Origin of the sequence: Corynebacterium sp. NPDC060344 (genome assembly GCF_042725215.1) — a bacterium.
Classification (GTDB): Bacteria; Actinomycetota; Actinomycetes; order Mycobacteriales; family Mycobacteriaceae; genus Corynebacterium.
Genome location: NZ_JBHXCS010000001.1, coordinates 91,716 through 108,846 on the forward strand (window position 1 = coordinate 91,716; position 17,131 = coordinate 108,846).

The window sequence follows — 17,131 nt, forward strand, 5'->3', positions numbered from 1 at the left end:
GTTGCCGATACTGCAATACGGTCCGAAGAGCGCTCAGACTAATTCACTGGAGTCAATTATAGTTACCACAGCGGTTTCTTACTATAAATGGCACACAGATCATAGATCGAGATACCCACTTTCGCATGACGATTCACAGAGACGCAGAGCCAGATTCTCACATTCCAGCTTCGATCCAGATCGCCAACAGTCTTTCCTTGCCCGCGAATCATGAGACTACTGTTAACCTCCCCCTCGAACCAAGGCACATTGACTCGATAGACGACTGCGCTTGCGCCAATGATCCCATGTTCATCTATTCAATGCAGGACATCAGTGTTATTGCCCAAGTTTGACGACTGTCTGATTCACCCTAGTTCGGGGGTGCGTAGGTCGTTGTGGTCTGGGACAGAGAATTTGGGCAGTGCCTTCGGTCAAGTCCAGCGAAGTGGTGTGCATACCCGTAGAGAAAGCTGGACGAATTAACAGCAATCAGGCCCCGCCAGAGCAGGGCAGTCTCTGCCGATCACGCCAACACGGCCCGGACCAACCGGATCACCGATTCACGGTTGGGGAAGATTCCCACCACATCAGTACGCCGGCGCATCTCCCGGTTGAGCCGCTCCGACCACACCTTCGCCCACACCGGCTTGGGCGCTGCGGTAAACGCCAGCAGTTCATCAAGGTGGTCTTCCAGGTAGTCAGCCGCATGGGGGAATTTCTGGCGGCAGAAGTCGAATACCTCACGTGCCTGGGCTCACACGGTGGCGGAATCGGCCTGCTGGGACGCCGTCTGAATCATCGCCGACAACGTCGGTCACTGCGTCTTGGACACCATGCCGGAGGGTTTTTGGCCAAATGTGTGCGACGCATTGCCAACCTGAAACTGAAGCAAGGGCAATGTAGCCACCCCACATCCGCCAACGCATCATTGACCTCACCGTCAACGACGGACCTACTGCTGCCATCGCCACCTTCGGCGTCACGCTGGTCGCCGAAGTCATCTCCCGCACTCGCCGTCGCAGCGCGGCAGCAGAGAGAACAACGATGGGCTCATCCACCGGTCATTTCCCAAGAGCGCCGGCTTTCGCGACGTCACCAATGAACGCATTGCTGAGGTCGAGCGGATGCTTGTCGCACGGCCGAAGGAAACCTTGAATCTGAAGGCGCCAGCTGCCCAACTCGACGAAATCAAGGGTGTTGCAATCACCGGATAATTCCGCCCCTAGACTCAACACCCGCCTAGTAGTAGACCGCCAGGCGGCCGCGGGGACCGTCGACGACCTCGACGGGAGTGTCGAAGACGTCGCTGAGGATGTCGTCGCGCATGATCTCCTCCGGCGTGCCGAAGTGCACGATGCGGCCGTTCTTCGCCGCGCAGATGCGATCTGCGTAGTGGCCCGCGAAGTTGATGTCGTGGAGCACGATGACCACCGTGCGGCCCAGCTCGGTGGCGGCGCGGTGCAGGTGCTGCATCATCTGCACCGAGTGGCGCATGTCCAGGTTGTTCAGCGGCTCGTCGAGCAGGATGTAGTCGGTGTCCTGCGCGAGCACCATGGCCACGTAGGCGCGCTGGCGCTGGCCGCCGGACAACTCGTCGAGGTACCGGCCCTCGAGCTCCGACAGGCCGAGGAAGTCGATGGACCGGGAGATGATCTTCTCGTCCTCCGGCGTGATCCGCCCCTTCGAGTACGGGAAGCGGCCGAAACCGACCAGCTGGCGCACCGTCAGGCGGGTGACGAAGTGGTTCTCCTGCCGCAGGATGGACACGATCTTCGCCAGGTCCGCGGACTTCGTCGAGGTCACGTCGTAGCCGGCGACCTCGATCGAGCCCTCGTCCATGCCGACCAGGCGGCCGATCATGGTCAGCAGCGTCGACTTGCCCGCGCCGTTGGGGCCGACGAGGGCGGTGACGCCGCCGGCGGGGATCTCCAGGTCCACCGGGCCGATGGACACCTCGTCGTTGTAGTGCTTGGCGACGTTGGTCAGCGTGATCACAGGCGTCCCTTTCGCAGGATGTAGATGAGGAAGAACGAGCCGCCGACGACCTCGATGATGATGCCGACGGAGCCTTCCGCGTAGAAGAAGTTCTTGAGCGCGAAGTACGAGCCCGACAGCACCACGAAACCGGTCAGCCACGCGATCGGGAAGACGTGGCGGTGATCGTAGGTGTCGGCGAGCTGGTAGGCGATCATGGCGACGAGGAAGCCCAGGAAGGTCATCGGGCCCACCAGGGCGGTGGACACCGCCATGAGCATGGACACCATGATCAGCACGATGATGGTGTCCTTCTTGTGGTTGACGCCCAGGTTCGTGGCCGTGTCGCGGCCCAGGCCCAGGACGTTGAGCTTGGTCGAGCGCAGCCACAGCACGCCGCCGGCGAAGGCGATGATGGGCAGGCTCACCAGCAGGTAGCTGGTGTCGGCGTTGGCCACCGAGCCGATGAGGCGGGCGGTGAGCACGTCGAACTCGCTTGGGGTGAGCATGCGCTGCATGAACGTCGACAGCGCGCCCATGCCGCCGCCGAGGATGATGCCGACGAGCAGCATGATCTGCAAGTTGCCGAAGCGCCCGCCGAACAGCCAGCCGTAGAGGATCGCGGAGAACACGACCATGACCGCGACCTGGCCCAGGAACTGCGGGGTGCCCGTGATCGCGGCGACGCCGGCGGCGCCGATGAAGAACACCGCCGCGGTCTGGATGACCACGTACAGCGACTCGAAGCCCATGATCGACGGGGTGAGGATCCTGTTGTGGGTGACCGTCTGGAACGCCACCGTGGCCGTCGCCTGGCAAAACGCCACCACGAGCATGACGGCGAGGTTGCTCACGCGCATTTCCGCGATGAGCCAGAAGCCCCGGGAGCCGAAGGGCATGGGGTTGCCCCAGGCGAGGTTGGCCGTCGCAAAGCCGATGGCCATCGCGGCCAGGACGGCGAAGATGATCCAGTAGCGCTTGCGGGAGCGCGCCGTCGGCAGCGGGCCCGTGCCCGGGCGCCGGCCGGGGCCGGCCCCGTCGGCGGAGCGCTCGGGCGCGGCGTCGGCGGTGTCGAACTCGTCGATGCCGGCGACCTCCGAAAACTCGGCGAACGCCTCCTCCGGCAGGTCCGGCGTGGACCGGTCGATGGCGGTGCTCATGGTTCGCTCCTCTCTGTGCCGGGGGCTCATGCGCGGCGGCGCTGGCGCAGCAGCAGGGTGATGAAGACGACGGCGCCGACGATCGCGAGGATCGTCGAGACCGGGATCTCGAACGGGCGGATGATGATGCGGCTGATGATGTCGCAGACCGTGACCACGGAGATGCCCATGAGGCACACCCACGGCAGGTTCGATCGCAGATCGTCGCCGCGGAACATGGAGACGATGTTGGGCACGATCAGGCCAAGGAAGGGCAGGTTGCCGACGACGACCGTGACGATGCCCGTCGCGATGGCGATCAGGCCCGTGCCGATGAAGACGATGCGGCGGTAATTGAGGCCGACGTTGGTGGCGATCTCCTCGCCGAGGCCGGCGACCGTGAAACGGTCGGCGACGATGAACACGAGCACGACGACGACCGCGACGAACCACAGCGGCTCGTACTGGCCCTTGAGCACCGACGTGAACGACCCCGCGAACCAGATGCCCAGGCTCTGCAGCATGTTCGTCGACAGCGCGATGTAGCTGGACACCGCGCCCACGACGGCGCCGAGCATCATGCCGACGATGGGGACGATCACCGACGAGCGCAGCGTGACGCGGCGCAGGAACGCGAAGAAGATCATCGTGCCCAGGAAGGCAGCGACGACTGCGGCGGTCATCTTCACCAGGATCGACGCTTCGGGGGCGACGATCATCACCAGCAGCAGGCCCAGGCCCGCCCACTCGGTGGTGCCGGTGGTGGTGGGCTCGACGAAGCGGTTCTGCGTCAGCAGCTGCATGACCAGGCCGCACATGGCCATCGCGGCACCGGCCAGGACCAGCGCGATCGTGCGCGGGACGCGGGTGATGCCGAACATCTCCGCGCCGTCCTCGGCGCCGAAAATGTCGTAGACGCCGATGAACAGCGACGTGGCCACCAGGCCCGCGGTGACCAGGATGCCGATGAGCAGGGGCCACGTGAAAAGCCGACCCTTCGCCGCCGCGGGCGCGGCTGCGGGGTCGGTGGTGGTGCTGCGTGCGGGCCCGCCTTCGGCCGCAGTGGTGGTGGCTCCTGCAGCTGTGGCGGTGGCTCCTGCAACTGAGGCGGTGGAAGTGGCGGTGGCGGTGGCGCGGCCGGTGGGGGCGCCGTGGGTCGGGTCCGGCCCGGACGGGTCTCGTCCGGGCTCGGAGTTGGTGCTGGGTGCGGTCATGCGCTCGGGGTCTCTCGGATCGCGGGGGCGGCGCGCTGGGCTTCACCTTCGGACGGAGGTGGCCCCGCCACGCTCGATTGCGTGACCGGGCCAGATCCGACCGGAGGCGCGAACCAAGTGGTTCGCGCCGCGGTGGTTACTTCTTCTCCAGGGCGTCGGCCAGGGTGTTGAAGAACTCGGTGTAGGTCTGGATGCCCTCGTCCACGTAGGTGAACTGCGGCATGTAGACGATGCGGCCGTCCTTGACGGCGGTCACGTTCTGCAGGGCGGCGGAGTCGGAGATCAGCTCGTTGGCCGGGGTGTACTCCTCGCCGTTGTTCGGCGCCACGGCGGCGTCGCGGTCCATGACGATCATCAGATCGGGGTTGGAGTCGGCGATGGCCTCGACGGAGATGTCGTCGCCCTCGTGGTCGGTGGAGGAGTTGTCGACCTCCAGCGCCGGGGTCAGGCCCAGGATCTGGAAGATCGGGCCCAGCGAGCGGCCGGAGCCGGGGGCGGCGTAGTTGATGTTGCCGCCGGAAGTGATCACGCCCATGACCTTGTCCTGGTCGTCGTAGGCGGCCTTGGCGCGCTCGATCGACTTGTCGAACTCCTCGATGAGCTTGTCGGCCTCGTCCTGCTTGCCGAATAGATCGCCGAGGCCCTTGGTCTGGCGGCGCAGCTCCTCGTCGTAGGGCTTGTCCTCGCGCGGGGTGAGGTCGACGATGGCGGCCTCGGGGGCGAGCTTCTTGAAGTCCTCGCCGTACTGCGCGAAGCGCTGGCCGTTGATGATGAGGTCGGGCTCGACGGCGACGACGGCCTCGAGGTCCGGCTCGCGGTGGCTGCCCAGGTTCACGATGGAGTCGTCCTTCTTGTACTCCAGGTTCGCCGGCATGAGGTTGACGGGCGCGGCCGCCAGATCGATGCCCCAGTCCTCCAGGGTGCGGAAGACGCGGTTGTCGGTGGCGACGATGTTCTCGGCGGGGACCTCGACGGACTGCGTGCCGAAGTTGTCCTCGATCTGCACGGTGGTGGTCTCGCCCGTGTTCTCGGCGGCGGCGTCGGTGGAGCCGGAGTCGTCGGAACAGGCGACGAGGCCGAAGGTCAGTGCCGCGGCGGCGGCTGCGGCCACCGTGCGGCGGCGAAGCGTGGTGATCAAGAGGTTGTCTCCTCGTTGTCTCGGACGGATGCGGTATCAGCCGCACGCGCCCCATCTCATCAGTGAATGCGGATCATCGACCCAAGGTAAGCGGCGCTCCCCTTAAAGCCTTAGGACACGCTAACACACGCCAGGTATGCCCCACCTAACCCGAAATCTGCGCGCCGCGTGCAGATCCCCCCGACGCCCTCCCCCGGGCCCGCCGGCGACCTCCGCGTTAAGCTCGTCCTCATGTGCGCAGCTTTGCTCTCCCCCCGCGACGGCACGCCGGAGGTCCTGGTCACCGCCGCCGAAATCGCGGATGCCGGACGGCTTCTCGCGTCCGGGGAGGGCCCGTTGGCGGTGGACACCGAGCGCGCTTCGGCGTACCGCTACGACGACCGCGCCTTCCTGATCCAGCTTCGCCGCGAGGGCGCCGGCACCGTCCTCGTCGACCCCGAAACGGTCCCCGGCGTCATCGCCGAGTCCGGTCTGGCCGGCCACCTCAATCCCCTGGACTGGATCATCCACGCCGCCGTCTCCGACCTCCCCTGCCTGGCCGACCTCGGCCTGCACCCGCGCACCCTCGCGGACACCGAGATCGCGGGGCGCCTGCTGGGGCTGCCGAAGGTCAATCTCGCGGCGATGACCGAGGAGCTCCTCGGCGTGACCCTGGCCAAGGGCCATGGCCGCGAGGATTGGTCGACGCGCCCCCTCCCGGGCGCGTGGCTGGACTATGCGGCTTTGGACGTGGAACTGCTCGTCGAGCTTTGCGACGCCTTGACCGCCGCCCTCGCCGAACTCGACCGCGTCGAATGGCTGCGACAGGAGTCCGAGGCGATCCGTCTCGCCCACGCCCCAGGTGCCAGGGCCGTGCCGGACGGGCAGCGCTGGAGGTCGATGCGCGGCGTCGGCAAGCTCAAGAGGCCCGAACAACTCGTGGCCGGCCGGGAATTGTGGCTGGCCCGGGACCGGATGGCGCGCGAGCGCGACGTCTCCCCCGTGACGGTCCTGCCGCACGACGTGCTGGCGTCGATCGCGGAGAAGCTGCCGCGCACCGAGGCGGAGATGACGTCGTTGAAGGGCTTCCCGCGCAGGCGGCGCGGCGCGGCGAAGCTGTGGCTGGGTGAATTGCGCCGGGCCCTGGGCACCCCGCGGGATACGTGGCCGGCGCGGCAGCGCCCGACCGGCACGCCGCGGCCGCACCACCGCAACTGGGAGGAGCGCGCGCCCGAGGCGGCGGCGGTGCTCGACCGGCTCAAGGCCGGCCACGAGCTGCTGGCCGAAGATCTGGCCATCGCCCCGGAGACCCTCTTCAGGCCGTCCGACTTGCGCGAGGTCGCGTGGACGATGTCGGGCGCCGGCGTCGGCGAAGTGCCGGGCACCGACGACGAGGTCCGCGGCCTGCTCGCCGGAATGGGCGCGCGGCCGTGGCAGGTCGACGTCATGTCCGGCCTCGTGTCCGAGGCGGTGCTGCTGCCGCGCAGGCAACCGCTGGGCTAGCCGCGCTGGATGTCCGCCCACCACGCCGACACGTCGTCGGCGATGGCGTCGGCGGTGAGGCCGAGCTCGTCGAGGATCTGGCCGCGCGAGGCGTGGTCGAGGAACTTCTGCGGCACCGCGAACTGGCGCATGGGCACGTCGATGGCCGACGCGCGCAGCACGTCGCCGAGCAGCGAACCGACGCCGGCGTGGACCACGCCATCCTCGACGACGACCACCATGCCATGGGACTCGGCCATGGCGACGATGTCGCCGGGCACCGGCACGACCCAGCGGGGGTCGACGACGGTGACGTCGATGCCCTCGTCCTCCAGCGTGCGCGCGGCCTCCACGGCCGCGGCGGCGAAGGAACCCACGGCGACGACGAGCACGTCGCCGCCGCTGTCGCCGGCGTTCGCGTTGCCGGCGTTCGCGTTGCCGGCGCCGCTGCCGCCGTTGCCGTTGGTGCGGTGCAGCACGTCGACGCCGTCGGCGGTGCGCTCGACCGCGTCGACGTCCTCGGCGATCTTGCCCTTGGGGAATCGCACGACGGTCGGGCCGTCCTTGACGTCGACGGCCTCGCGCAGCTCCTCGACCAGGCGGGAGCCGTCGCGCGGGGCGGCGACGCGGATGCCCGGGACGATCGACGTCAGCGCCATGTCCCACACGCCGTTGTGGCTGGCGCCGTCCGAGCCGGTGACGCCGGCGCGGTCGAGGACCAGCGTGACCGGCAGCTTGAGCAGCGCCACGTCCATGAGCAGCTGGTCGAAGGCCCGGTTGAGGAACGTCGAGTAGATGGCCACCACGGGGTGCATGCCGGCCAGCGCCAGACCGGAGGCCGACGTCACCGCGTGCTGCTCGGCGATGCCGACGTCGAAGAACCGGTCCGGGTGCGCCGCTCCGAATTTCACCAGCCCGGTCGGGCCCGCCATCGCGGCGGTGATGGCGGCGATGTCCTCGCGCTCGTCGCCGATCTTCACCAGCTCATCGGAGAACACCGAGGTCCAGTCGCGCACGGGGCTCGACTTGGACTCGCCCGTGACGGGGTCGATGACGCCGGTGGCGTGCATCAGGTCGGCCTCGTTGGCCTCGGCCGGCGCGAAGCCACGGCCCTTGTGGGTCTTGGCGTGGACGATGACGGGGCCACCGAATTCGCGGGCGTGGCGCAGCGCGTTTTCCATGGTCCGGATGTTGTGGCCGTCGACCGGCCCCATGTACTTCAGGCCGAGGTCGGAGAACATCTCGTGCGGCATGACCGTCGACTTCAGGCCCTCCTTCGCGCCGTAGACGATGCGCGCGAGGAAGTCGCCGACCGGGCCCATGCGCTGCAGGCCCGACTTGCCCTGCCGCATGACCATGTCGTACGCCGGCTGCAGCGCCAGCGCCGCGAGGTTCTCGGCCAGGCCGCCGATGGTCGGCGAGTAGCTGCGGCCGTTGTCGTTGACCACGATGACCACCGAACGGTCCTTGCCGGCGGCGATGTTGTTGAGCGCCTCCCAGCACATGCCGCCGGTCAGCGCCCCGTCGCCGACCACCGCGACGACGTGGCGGTGGTGCTCGCCGCGGATGGCGAAGCCCTTGGCCAGGCCGTCGGCCGTCGACAGCGCCGCCGAGGCGTGCGAGGACTCCGTCCAGTCGTGCGGGCTCTCGGCGCGCGCCGGGTAGCCGGACAAGCCGTCCTTCTGGCGCAGCGAATCGAAGTCGCCGGTGCGGCCGGTGAGCATCTTGTGCACGTAGGCCTGGTGGCCGGTGTCGAAGACGATGGGGTCCGACGGCGAATCGAAGACGCGGTGCAGCGCCATGGTCAATTCCACGACGCCGAGGTTCGGGCCCAGGTGCCCGCCGGTCGCGGACACCTTCTCCACCAGGAACTCGCGGATTTCCGCGGCCAGATCATCGAGCTGCTCCGGGCGCAGCGCGCGCACGTCGGCGGGTGAATTGATCGATTCGAGGAGAGCCATGAACCGGTACCCGTTCCTTTCACGTCTCGGCGACCCGGCGTAAATCACCGGGATGGTCTTTCAATACTACGGGCGGCGGCGGGGCCGGGTGACTAAGGCACACCTCGCGAGTCGCGCCGCCACGGTCCCGCTGTCAGGCGGCGGGGACGAGCACCGCGAGCGTCTCCAGGTGGTGGGTGCCGGGGAATGCGTCGACGACCTCGATGGAGTCGATGCGGTAGCCGTTGTCCGCCCACGTGCGCGCGTCGCGGGCGAACGTCGCGGGGTCGCAGCCGATGTGCAGGACCTTCGCCGGATGCGCCGCCGCGATCGCCTGGACGGTCTGCGCGCCCGCGCCGGTGCGCGGCGGGTCGAGCACGACCAGGTCCACCTTGTGGCCCAGCTTGCCGACGACCGACTCCACCCTCGAGGTGCGGAATTCCACGGGAAGGCCCGCAAGCGCTTCGCGGCCGACGTTGGCGGCCTGGGCGAAGGACTCGACCGAGGTGACCTTGCCGCCGTCTCCGACGAGGTCGGCCAGCGCGGCGGCGAATACGCCGACGCCGCCGTAGAGGTCCCACGCCCGACCGCCCGGCGTGGCGGGCAGCAGCTCGCCGATCCGGGCGACGTAATGGTCGGCGGCGGCGCGGTGCGCCTGCCAGAAGCCGTCGACGGGCACGGCGAACTCGCGGCCGCCGACGCGCTCGACGGCCGTCGGCTCGCCTTCGACCTGGGTGGCGCGGCGCTTGCGGCCCTTGCCCACCACGTGCAGCACGTGGCGGTCGCCGTCGGCGTCGCGCACGACGTGGAGCTCTCCCCCGGCGGGCACGGCACCGGCTTCTCCGAGGGACGTCGTCAAGCCCTCGCAGTTCTGCGCGCAATCGACGCCCGTGACCAGGTCGCGGGACTTGCGCTTGCGCAGGCCCGCGCGGCCGCCGTCGTCGACGCCCAGGCGCACGCGCGTGCGCCAGCCGGTGGCCGGAGCCAGTGCGGTGACGGACGGCTCGGGAAGATCGGCGAGGTCGAAGCGCCCGATGCGGCGCAGCGCGTCGAGCAAGACGTCGCGCTTGAGCTGCGGCGCGAAGGCGGGGTCGACGAAACCGAGGTCGCAGCAGCCAGCGCCCTCCGCGGCGGCGGCGCATGCGGGATCGATGCGGTGCGGCGATGGGTCGAGGATCTCCACGGCCTCGCCGCGCCACAGCTTGGCGTCGGCGTCGTCGAGGGCGATGCGGACGCGCTCGCCGGGGATGGCGCCGCGGGCGAGGATGACCCGGCCGTCGAGGAGCGCGATCGACTCCCCGCCATGCGCCGGGCGGTCGACGACCGCCTCGATGATGGTGGGGCCGGTGGCCGGGTTGTCCATGATGCTCCTACTGTCCCTGCGGGTTCTGCTGCCCGGCCTGGCCCTGCTGGCCCTGCTGGCCCTGCTGGTTTTCCTGCTGGGCGGCGTAGGCCTGGCGGATCTGCTCGGCCATCTGCACCGGGAGGGTCACCGGCAGCGGCTGTCCGGCGGGCATGGGGTTGTCGCCGCGGTTGACGAAGCAGCGCGCCATCATGCCGCGCCCGATCTCGGCGAGCTCGTCGGCGGAGGCGACGGGGCCGGACAGGGTCAGGCGCATCATCCAGCGCGGGCCGTCGGCGCCGATGATGCGCATCTGCATGTCGTCGCGCACGCCGACGACCTCGTCGCCCCACGGGCCGTCCTCGAAGTGGACATCGAGGCCGTCCTTGGACAGGCCCTCGGCGATCTCGCGCCCGGAGGTCTCCCACAGGCCGCCCGACGTCGGGGCGGCGAAGGCGACCGGGGTGATGCGGCCGGCGGTAGTGACCACGTGCAGCATCGTCGGACCCTGCGGGCCCATCTCCACCTGGATGTCGCCGACGTGCGGCACGGCCAGCAGAACGGAGCCCAGGTTGACGCTGGCCTTGGCGAAGTCGGAGAAGTCGAACTCCTCCGGCTTCGCGTCGGCGATGTCGAACGGGCCGGACTCGACGGGCTGCAGTCCGTCCTCGCGGGCCTCGCCGACCGGGTTCACGGTGCCGCGGTCGACGCCGGTGCCGGAGGCAGAGTCGGTCGCGTTGGCGCCATTGCCCGCGCTGGCTGCGGCGTCTGCGCCGGCGGCTCCGTCTGCATCGTGTGCGGCCTTGCCGTCGTTCTTCTTGTTGCCGAAGGGCCACATGGCCATCGTCTCCCTCATGTCTGTGGGTCTGGTGCGCTGGCGCGGGCGGTGTTGTTTCGCGCCGCCGCGCGCCGTGCTTGCCGACGTTTCTTTCGCTCTGTTGATGTTCAGCGTAACGGCATCCCGGGTGCGGGGCCGCCGGACGGTGCCTTTTCCTCCGCCCGCGGGCGTGCCGGCGCGTCAGCCTCGAGCGGGCGGGGCTCCGGCGACGCCGGTGGATCCGTGGCCGCGTTCGCCGCGATCGGTGGCGTCGAGTTCGTCGACGACGACGAAGGGGCTCAGCTCCACCTTTTGCACGAGCAGCTGGGCGATGCGGTCGCCCTTGGCGATGCTGATCGGCTCGCGCGGGTCGAGGTTGATCAGGCTGATCTTGATCTCGCCGCGGTAGCCGGCGTCGACGGTGCCGGGCGCGTTGACGATGGACAGCCCCGCGCGGGCGGCCAGACCCGACCGCGGGTGCACGAGCCCGACCGTGCCAGCGGGCAGGGCGATGGCGATGCCGGTGCCGACCAGGGCGCGCTCGCCCGGCTCGAGCACGAGGTCCTCGGCCGAGGAAAGGTCCACGCCGGCGTCGTCGTGATGCGCCCGAACGGGGGCGACCGCGTCGGGGGTCAACAGCCGGACCCGGACGGGCGCGGCGCCGGCGTCATGGGTGGTGTCGGGGAGTACGTCGTCGTTCAGTGCTTCAGCGTTGCGTGCGTCGTCGTTCACGTCACCAGACCCTACGCACCGCGGTCGACCGCCGGAACCGGATGGGTAGGATGAATGCCCGTGAGCACTTCTGACGACACCACCACGACGGCCACCGGCGGCGACATCATCTACCGCGAGCAGTTGTGGGTGCCCTGGTGGTACTGGGCGCTCGCCGTGCCCGCGATCGTGGTGTGCACCGCGCAGGTCGCGTTCAACCGCAGCATCGTGTGGTTGATCGCCGGCGGGTTGCTGATCACGCTCATCGGCCTGTGGATCCTGGTCACGCTGTCCAAGACCAAGATTTCCGTCGAGGTCGACGGCACCGGCGAGCGCTGGCTGCACGCCGGTTCCGCGGTATTGCCCGCATCGGTGGTCTCCAAGTCGCTCGTCGTCCCGGAGTCCGCGCACCGCAATGCGCTGGGCAGGCAGCTCGACCCGGCGGCCTTCCTGGTCACGCACAGCTGGGTGCGCACCATGGCGCTGCTCGTCCTCGACGATCCGGACGACCCCACCCCCTATTGGCTGGTGTCCACGCGCAAGCCCGAGAAGCTCCTCGACGCGTTCCTCGGCGCCGACCGCGAATCGGCGTAAGGCAACCGTGTTCTAGGCGCAGTCGCGGCAGATCGGGAATCCGTCGCCGGGATCGTGCGCCATCATGGAACGGTGCTGCACGAGGAAGCACGAACCGCAGGTGAACTCGTCGTCCTGGCGGGGGACGACGGAAATCTCCAGCTCCTCCCCCGAAAGGTCGGCGCCGGGGAGCTCGTAGGGCTCCACGATCTCGCCGTCATCGTCGTCGGCGATGCGCTTGTCGTCGCCGGCGGCCTGCAGGCCCTCGAGCGAGTCGGTGGCGATGTCCTCGTCTTCTCGGGTGCGGGGCGAATCGTAATCGACAGCCATATTTCGGCCCTCCTCCAAAGGGGTCGCGGCACTCCGTGTGTTGCGCCGTATTCTTCGCGGATACTAGGGCAATTCTCAGAATCTGTCATATCCCCTGGACAACGCCGCTTTTTCGGCGATATCCACGACAAGTGAATGGGGGCCACCCGGCAATGGCTAGCATTGTGTCCATGACGCACCGTCAGCCGAACGTTCCCCGGCGCCGAAATTTCGCCCCTTACGGCATCATCGTCGCGCTTTTCGCGGTCGCCGCCGTCGTCGCGTGGTCGTTCGCCTTCACCCGGACGGTGGCCGCCACGTCGGTGGCCTGCGAGCACCCCGACGCCGGCGCCGTCGTCTCCGCCGCCGACCTTTTGGGCGAGGCCCCGGCCGCCCCGCGCGACATCCCGGTGCGCGTGCTCAACGCCAACGGCGAGTCCGGTCAGGCCACGGAGGTCTCGGAGGGCCTGGTCGGCCTCGGTTTCGCCACGGTCCCCGACGGCGCCGTCGGCAACGATCCGCTCAGCCCCGACCTGGACTTGAACTGCTACGGACAGGTGCGCTTCGGGGCGGGCTTTGCGACGCACGGCGCCACCCTCCACGCGGTCTTCCCCTGCCTTGAGCTCATCCACGATGCCCGCGAGGACGGTTCCGTCGACATCGCATTGGGCACGGGATTCCGGGGCCTGGACGATTCCGGCCCCGTCCGCTCCGCGATGGACTCGCTGCAGGCCGGCGACGGGGTCGACGCCGCGGCGCTGCAGTCTCTCAGCGGCCGAGCCTGCTGATCTGCTGCTGCAGTCCCTCAGCGGCCGAGCGTGCCGATCGGCTCCAGCGCTCCCCTGGATTCCAGGGCCCCGTGGAACTCGTCGGCGACCGACGGCGCCACCGCGGCGACCAAGTCACCATCGGCCGACGTCGCGTCCGGGCCGGGCAACGTCACCACGGCACCGGCTTCCGCCGCGATCAACGCCCCCGCCGCCCAGTCCCACACGTTGAGGCCGTGCTCGTAGTAGCAATCCACCCCGCCGGAGGCCAAAAGGCAGAGATCCAGCGCGGCTGAACCGATGCGGCGGATGTCACGGACGTCGGAAAGCAAATCTGCTGCCAGGGCCCCCTGCACGGCCCGGCGCTCGGCGGCGTACGCGAAACCCGTGGCGACCAGGGACACCCCCAGGTCGGTCGGGGCGGAACAGTGCAGGGACTCCTCGCGGCCGGAGGCGTCGCGGACGACGGCGCCCTCGCCGGCCGCGGCATGGTAGACGCGCTCGCGGGCGACGTCGGCGACCGCACCCGCCACGATGCGGCCGTCCTTCTCGCAGGCGACGCTGACCGCGTAGGCCGGGATGCCGTAGAGGAAGTTCACCGTGCCGTCGATCGGGTCGACGATCCAGCGGATGCCCGAGGTGCGCGGGGCGGAATCCGTATCGCTGGATTCCGCTCCTTCTCCCCCGCCTTGTTCCCCGCCTTGCTCTCCACTCTCTCCGATGCCTTGCTCCCCACCGAACTCTTCGCCGAACACCGCATCGCCGGGGCGCAAAGAGGCCACGAGGCGGCGGATCAGCTCCTCCGACTCGCGGTCGACGACGGTGACCGGGTCGACGCGGCTGGACTTGGCTTCCGTGCCCTCGGCGCGACCGCCGCCGACGCCGAGCTCGCGGCGCCGCACCCGGACGTGGCTCGCAGCAGCCTCGGCCAAAACCACGGCCATACGGCGCAATTCCGCAGGGGAGGCGTCGAATGCGGGGGTGTGGGCGGGTTCGGCGGAGTTGACGGTCATGGGGCCATTGTCCTCCTTTTCGTACAATCGGCCACATGGCAGACAACATCGGTTTTGGCGTGGACGTGGGCGGTTCCGGCATCAAGGGAGGTGTCGTCGACCTCGACACGGGCGAGCTCGTCGGCGATCGGATCAAGATCCTCACGCCCCAGCCGGCGACCCCCGACGCGGTGGCCGAGACCATCGCGGAGATCGTGCGCATCGCCGGCTGGAAGGGCCCGGTCGGCGTGACGTTGCCGTCTGTGGTGCGCAATCAGACGGCGCTGTTGGCGGCGAACATCGACAAGTCGTGGGTGGACATGGATTGCGCGGAGCTGTTCGCGCGCCACCTGCCCGACAATCCCGCGCACGTGCTCAACGACGCCGACGCCGCGGGACTTGCGGAGGTCCGTTTCGGCGAGCCCCACGCCCGCGAGGGCTCGGTGATCCTGCTGACCTTCGGCACCGGCATCGGTTCCGCTTTGCTTCACGACGGTGCCCTCTACCCCAATTCCGAGCTCGGCCACCTCCTCATCGGCGACACCGAGGCCGAGCACATGGCGTCCGCCGCGGTGAGGGAGCGCGAGGAGCTCAGCTACAAGAAGTGGACGAAGCGGGTGTCCAAGGTGCTGCGGACGTACGAGGGGCTGTTCTGGCCGAACCTGTTCGTCGTCGGCGGCGGCATCAGCCGCAAGCACGAGAAGTGGGTGCCGCTGCTGGAGTGCGATACCCCGGTGGTGCCGGCGAAGCTGCACAACAACGCGGGTATCGCGGGCGCGGCGCTGGCCGCGTCGCAGGGGCTGCGGCCCTGATTCGTGCGCCCGGTGCGCAACCCCCGCACGGGGGCGCGCCGAGGTGATCGACTCCGTTGGGTTACACTGGGGAGTTGATTCACGGACGGTTGAACATGACGAAGCCGGGGCGGCACGACCCGACCCCGCGATACGGCAGCCGAGATCCGTGGCACGAAACATCGACATTGCAGGCATTTGGCCGGCGGTGGCGCTCTTTTGGCGTCCCGTCCCTCGCAGACCGGAATTCGGTTGGCGGGGCCGCGCACCGGTTCATCCCGGCACGCCGGCGGCAATCGACATCATCGTGAAAGGGCTTTCGTGACAGCCAAAGAATCCGATCAGCCGGACGGCCAGGGCACTGCGGGCGGCTCCGCCGACTCGCCGGCCCCGGCCAAGAAGGCAGTGAAGAAGGCGATCAAGAAGGCCGTGAAGAAGACGGCGGCCAAGAAGACCGCCGCGAAGAAGACCGCGGCGAAGACGGCGACGGCCACCACGACGGCCGCCGCCGCGTCCACCGGGCCGCAGTCGGCCCCGGCCGCGTCCGACTCCCCTGCTGCGGCGACCACCGCCGCCTCCCCCGAATCCGCCGACGCTGCCGCGGACTCCTCCGACTCGGCCGTCGCCAAGGCTCCGGCCAAGAAGGCTGCGGCGAAGAAGACCGTCAAGAAGGCCGCGAAGAAGACCGCGGCGAAGAAGACGGCCAAGAAGTCGGCCGCCAAGAAGACCACCGCGAAGAAGGCGGCGGCGAAGAAGACCGCGGCCAAGGCCACGAGTGCCGAGGCCAAGGATGCCCAGGCCGCCGAGGGCGCTGAGGATGAGGAGCTCGAGGGCGACGATTCCGACCTGTCCATTGAGGGCGACTTCGATCCGGAGCTTGACGAGGGCAACGAAGAGACGGAGGACGACGCCGAGGAGGAGTCGGACACCGTCGACGAGGTCTGGAATGAGGACGAATCCGCTGCTCTGCGCCAGGCCCGCAAGGATGCGGAGCTGACGGCGTCGGCCGACTCGGTTCGCGCCTACCTGAAGCAGATCGGCAAGGTTGCGCTGCTGACGGCCGAGGAAGAGGTGTCGCTGGCCAAGCGCATCGAGGCCGGCTTGTACGCGCAGTACAAGATCGATCTGGCGAAGGAGGCCGGCGAGCGCCTCGCGCATGCGCAGCGCCGCGATCTCCGCGAGATTTCGCGTGATGGCCAGCGGGCGAAGAACCACCTGCTCGAGGCGAACCTGCGTCTGGTGGTGTCGCTGGCGAAGCGCTACACCGGCCGTGGCATGGCGTTCCTGGATCTCATTCAGGAGGGCAACCTGGGCCTGATCCGCGCGGTGGAGAAGTTCGACTACTCCAAGGGCTACAAGTTCTCCACGTACGCGACGTGGTGGATCCGCCAGGCGATTACGCGTGCGATGGCCGATCAGGCGCGCACGATCCGTATTCCGGTGCACATGGTCGAGGTCATCAACAAGCTGGGCCGCATCCAGCGTGAGCTGCTGCAGGATCTGGGCCGCGAGCCTACTCCGGAGGAGCTGGCGCGCGAGATGGACATCACCGAGGAGAAGGTGCTGGAGATCCAGCAGTACGCCCGCGAGCCCATTTCGCTGGATCAGACGATCGGCGATGAGGGCGACAGCCAGCTGGGCGACTTCATCGAGGATTCCGAGGCCGTCATCGCCGTCGACGCGGTGAGCTTCACCCTGCTGCAGGATCAGCTCGGCGATGTGCTGGAGACTCTGTCGGAGCGCGAGGCCGGCGTCGTCCGCCTGCGTTTCGGTCTGACGGATGGCATGCCGCGCACGCTCGACGAGATCGGCCAGGTCTACGGCGTCACGCGTGAGCGCATCCGCCAGATCGAGTCGAAGACGATGTCCAAGCTGCGCCACCCGTCGCGTTCGCAGGTCCTGCGCGACTACTTGGAATAGGCCGTACTTCGGGCCGAACGTCTCGGTTTACCGTCCGCCACACCGCCCGCATCACTGCATG

At 68.7% G+C, this 17,131-nt stretch carries 15 protein-coding genes and 1 pseudogene; 5 read left to right on the forward strand and 11 right to left on the reverse strand.

Annotated features, from left to right (window positions below; translation table 11 throughout):
* Positions 1-508: 508 nt before the first annotated feature.
* From ACFWGD_RS00465 to ACFWGD_RS00485, 5 genes and pseudogenes are all read right to left on the reverse strand, one after another.
* Positions 509-915, reverse strand: a pseudogene (locus ACFWGD_RS00465) (transposase); the annotation flags it as partial.
* 306 nt (positions 916-1,221) lie between these two features.
* The gene (locus ACFWGD_RS00470; protein ID WP_377776562.1) at positions 1,222-1,977 is read right to left on the reverse strand and encodes an ABC transporter ATP-binding protein; all 756 of its coding nucleotides are present in this window, start codon (positions 1,975-1,977) and stop codon (positions 1,222-1,224) included.
* Positions 1,974-3,116, reverse strand: coding sequence for an iron chelate uptake ABC transporter family permease subunit (locus ACFWGD_RS00475; protein ID WP_377776563.1), 1,143 nt, complete (start codon positions 3,114-3,116; stop codon positions 1,974-1,976). Before ACFWGD_RS00475 ends, ACFWGD_RS00470 begins: the two co-directional genes overlap by 4 nt.
* A 26-nt stretch (positions 3,117-3,142) precedes the next feature.
* Complete coding sequence (locus tag ACFWGD_RS00480; protein WP_377776564.1) at positions 3,143-4,309, reverse strand: ABC transporter permease; 1,167 nt, start codon at positions 4,307-4,309, stop codon at positions 3,143-3,145.
* A gap of 136 nt (positions 4,310-4,445) precedes the next feature.
* Positions 4,446-5,444: a siderophore ABC transporter substrate-binding protein gene (locus tag ACFWGD_RS00485; RefSeq protein ID WP_377776990.1), complete on the reverse strand. Its 999-nt coding sequence runs from the start codon at positions 5,442-5,444 to the stop codon at positions 4,446-4,448.
* A 234-nt stretch (positions 5,445-5,678) separates the two neighbouring features.
* Here ACFWGD_RS00485 and ACFWGD_RS00490 point away from each other — a divergent pair, with 234 nt between their 5' ends.
* The gene (locus ACFWGD_RS00490; protein WP_377776565.1) at positions 5,679-6,929 is read left to right on the forward strand and encodes an HRDC domain-containing protein; all 1,251 of its coding nucleotides are present in this window, start codon (positions 5,679-5,681) and stop codon (positions 6,927-6,929) included.
* Here ACFWGD_RS00490 and dxs read toward each other — a convergent pair.
* The 4 genes from dxs to dut form a co-directional block, all read right to left on the reverse strand.
* A complete protein-coding gene (gene dxs, locus ACFWGD_RS00495; RefSeq protein WP_377776566.1) occupies positions 6,926-8,869 on the reverse strand; it encodes a 1-deoxy-D-xylulose-5-phosphate synthase in 1,944 nt (647 codons plus the stop codon). The two genes, ACFWGD_RS00490 and dxs, sit on opposite strands and share 4 nt — an antisense overlap.
* 133 nt (positions 8,870-9,002) lie before the next feature.
* The gene (locus ACFWGD_RS00500) at positions 9,003-10,211 is read right to left on the reverse strand and encodes a class I SAM-dependent RNA methyltransferase (RefSeq protein WP_377776567.1); all 1,209 of its coding nucleotides are present in this window, start codon (positions 10,209-10,211) and stop codon (positions 9,003-9,005) included.
* A 7-nt stretch (positions 10,212-10,218) separates the two neighbouring features.
* Positions 10,219-11,046 (reverse strand): DUF3710 domain-containing protein, encoded by an 828-nt coding sequence (locus ACFWGD_RS00505; RefSeq protein WP_377776568.1) that lies wholly within the window; start codon positions 11,044-11,046, stop codon positions 10,219-10,221.
* A gap of 162 nt (positions 11,047-11,208) precedes the next feature.
* Positions 11,209-11,709, reverse strand: coding sequence for a dUTP diphosphatase (gene dut / locus ACFWGD_RS00510; protein ID WP_377776991.1), 501 nt, complete (start codon positions 11,707-11,709; stop codon positions 11,209-11,211).
* A gap of 84 nt (positions 11,710-11,793) precedes the next feature.
* Between dut and ACFWGD_RS00515 the strand changes: the two genes are divergently transcribed.
* Positions 11,794-12,312 carry a DUF3093 domain-containing protein gene (locus tag ACFWGD_RS00515; protein WP_377776569.1) on the forward strand — a complete coding sequence of 173 codons (519 nt, stop codon included), beginning with the start codon at positions 11,794-11,796 and terminating at the stop codon, positions 12,310-12,312.
* A gap of 12 nt (positions 12,313-12,324) precedes the next feature.
* Here the strand turns inward: ACFWGD_RS00515 and ACFWGD_RS00520 are convergent, their stop codons facing one another.
* Positions 12,325-12,621 (reverse strand): DUF4193 domain-containing protein, encoded by a 297-nt coding sequence (locus tag ACFWGD_RS00520; RefSeq protein WP_291343490.1) that lies wholly within the window; start codon positions 12,619-12,621, stop codon positions 12,325-12,327.
* Positions 12,622-12,791: 170 nt separating this feature from the next.
* Here ACFWGD_RS00520 and cei point away from each other — a divergent pair, with 170 nt between their 5' ends.
* Positions 12,792-13,388 (forward strand): envelope integrity protein Cei, encoded by a 597-nt coding sequence (gene cei / locus ACFWGD_RS00525; protein ID WP_377776570.1) that lies wholly within the window; start codon positions 12,792-12,794, stop codon positions 13,386-13,388.
* Between the two features lie 17 nt (positions 13,389-13,405).
* On the opposite strand, the gene ACFWGD_RS00530 is transcribed toward cei, so the two are convergent.
* The gene (locus ACFWGD_RS00530) at positions 13,406-14,380 is read right to left on the reverse strand and encodes an inositol monophosphatase family protein (protein ID WP_377776571.1); all 975 of its coding nucleotides are present in this window, start codon (positions 14,378-14,380) and stop codon (positions 13,406-13,408) included.
* Positions 14,381-14,415: 35 nt separating this feature from the next.
* Between ACFWGD_RS00530 and ppgK the strand changes: the two genes are divergently transcribed.
* Together ppgK and ACFWGD_RS00540 are read left to right on the forward strand one after the other, a co-directional pair.
* The gene (gene ppgK, locus ACFWGD_RS00535) at positions 14,416-15,171 is read left to right on the forward strand and encodes a polyphosphate--glucose phosphotransferase (protein ID WP_377776572.1); all 756 of its coding nucleotides are present in this window, start codon (positions 14,416-14,418) and stop codon (positions 15,169-15,171) included.
* A gap of 300 nt (positions 15,172-15,471) precedes the next feature.
* Positions 15,472-17,070 carry an RNA polymerase sigma factor gene (locus ACFWGD_RS00540; RefSeq protein ID WP_377776573.1) on the forward strand — a complete coding sequence of 533 codons (1,599 nt, stop codon included), beginning with the start codon at positions 15,472-15,474 and terminating at the stop codon, positions 17,068-17,070.
* Positions 17,071-17,131: the final 61 nt, after the last annotated feature.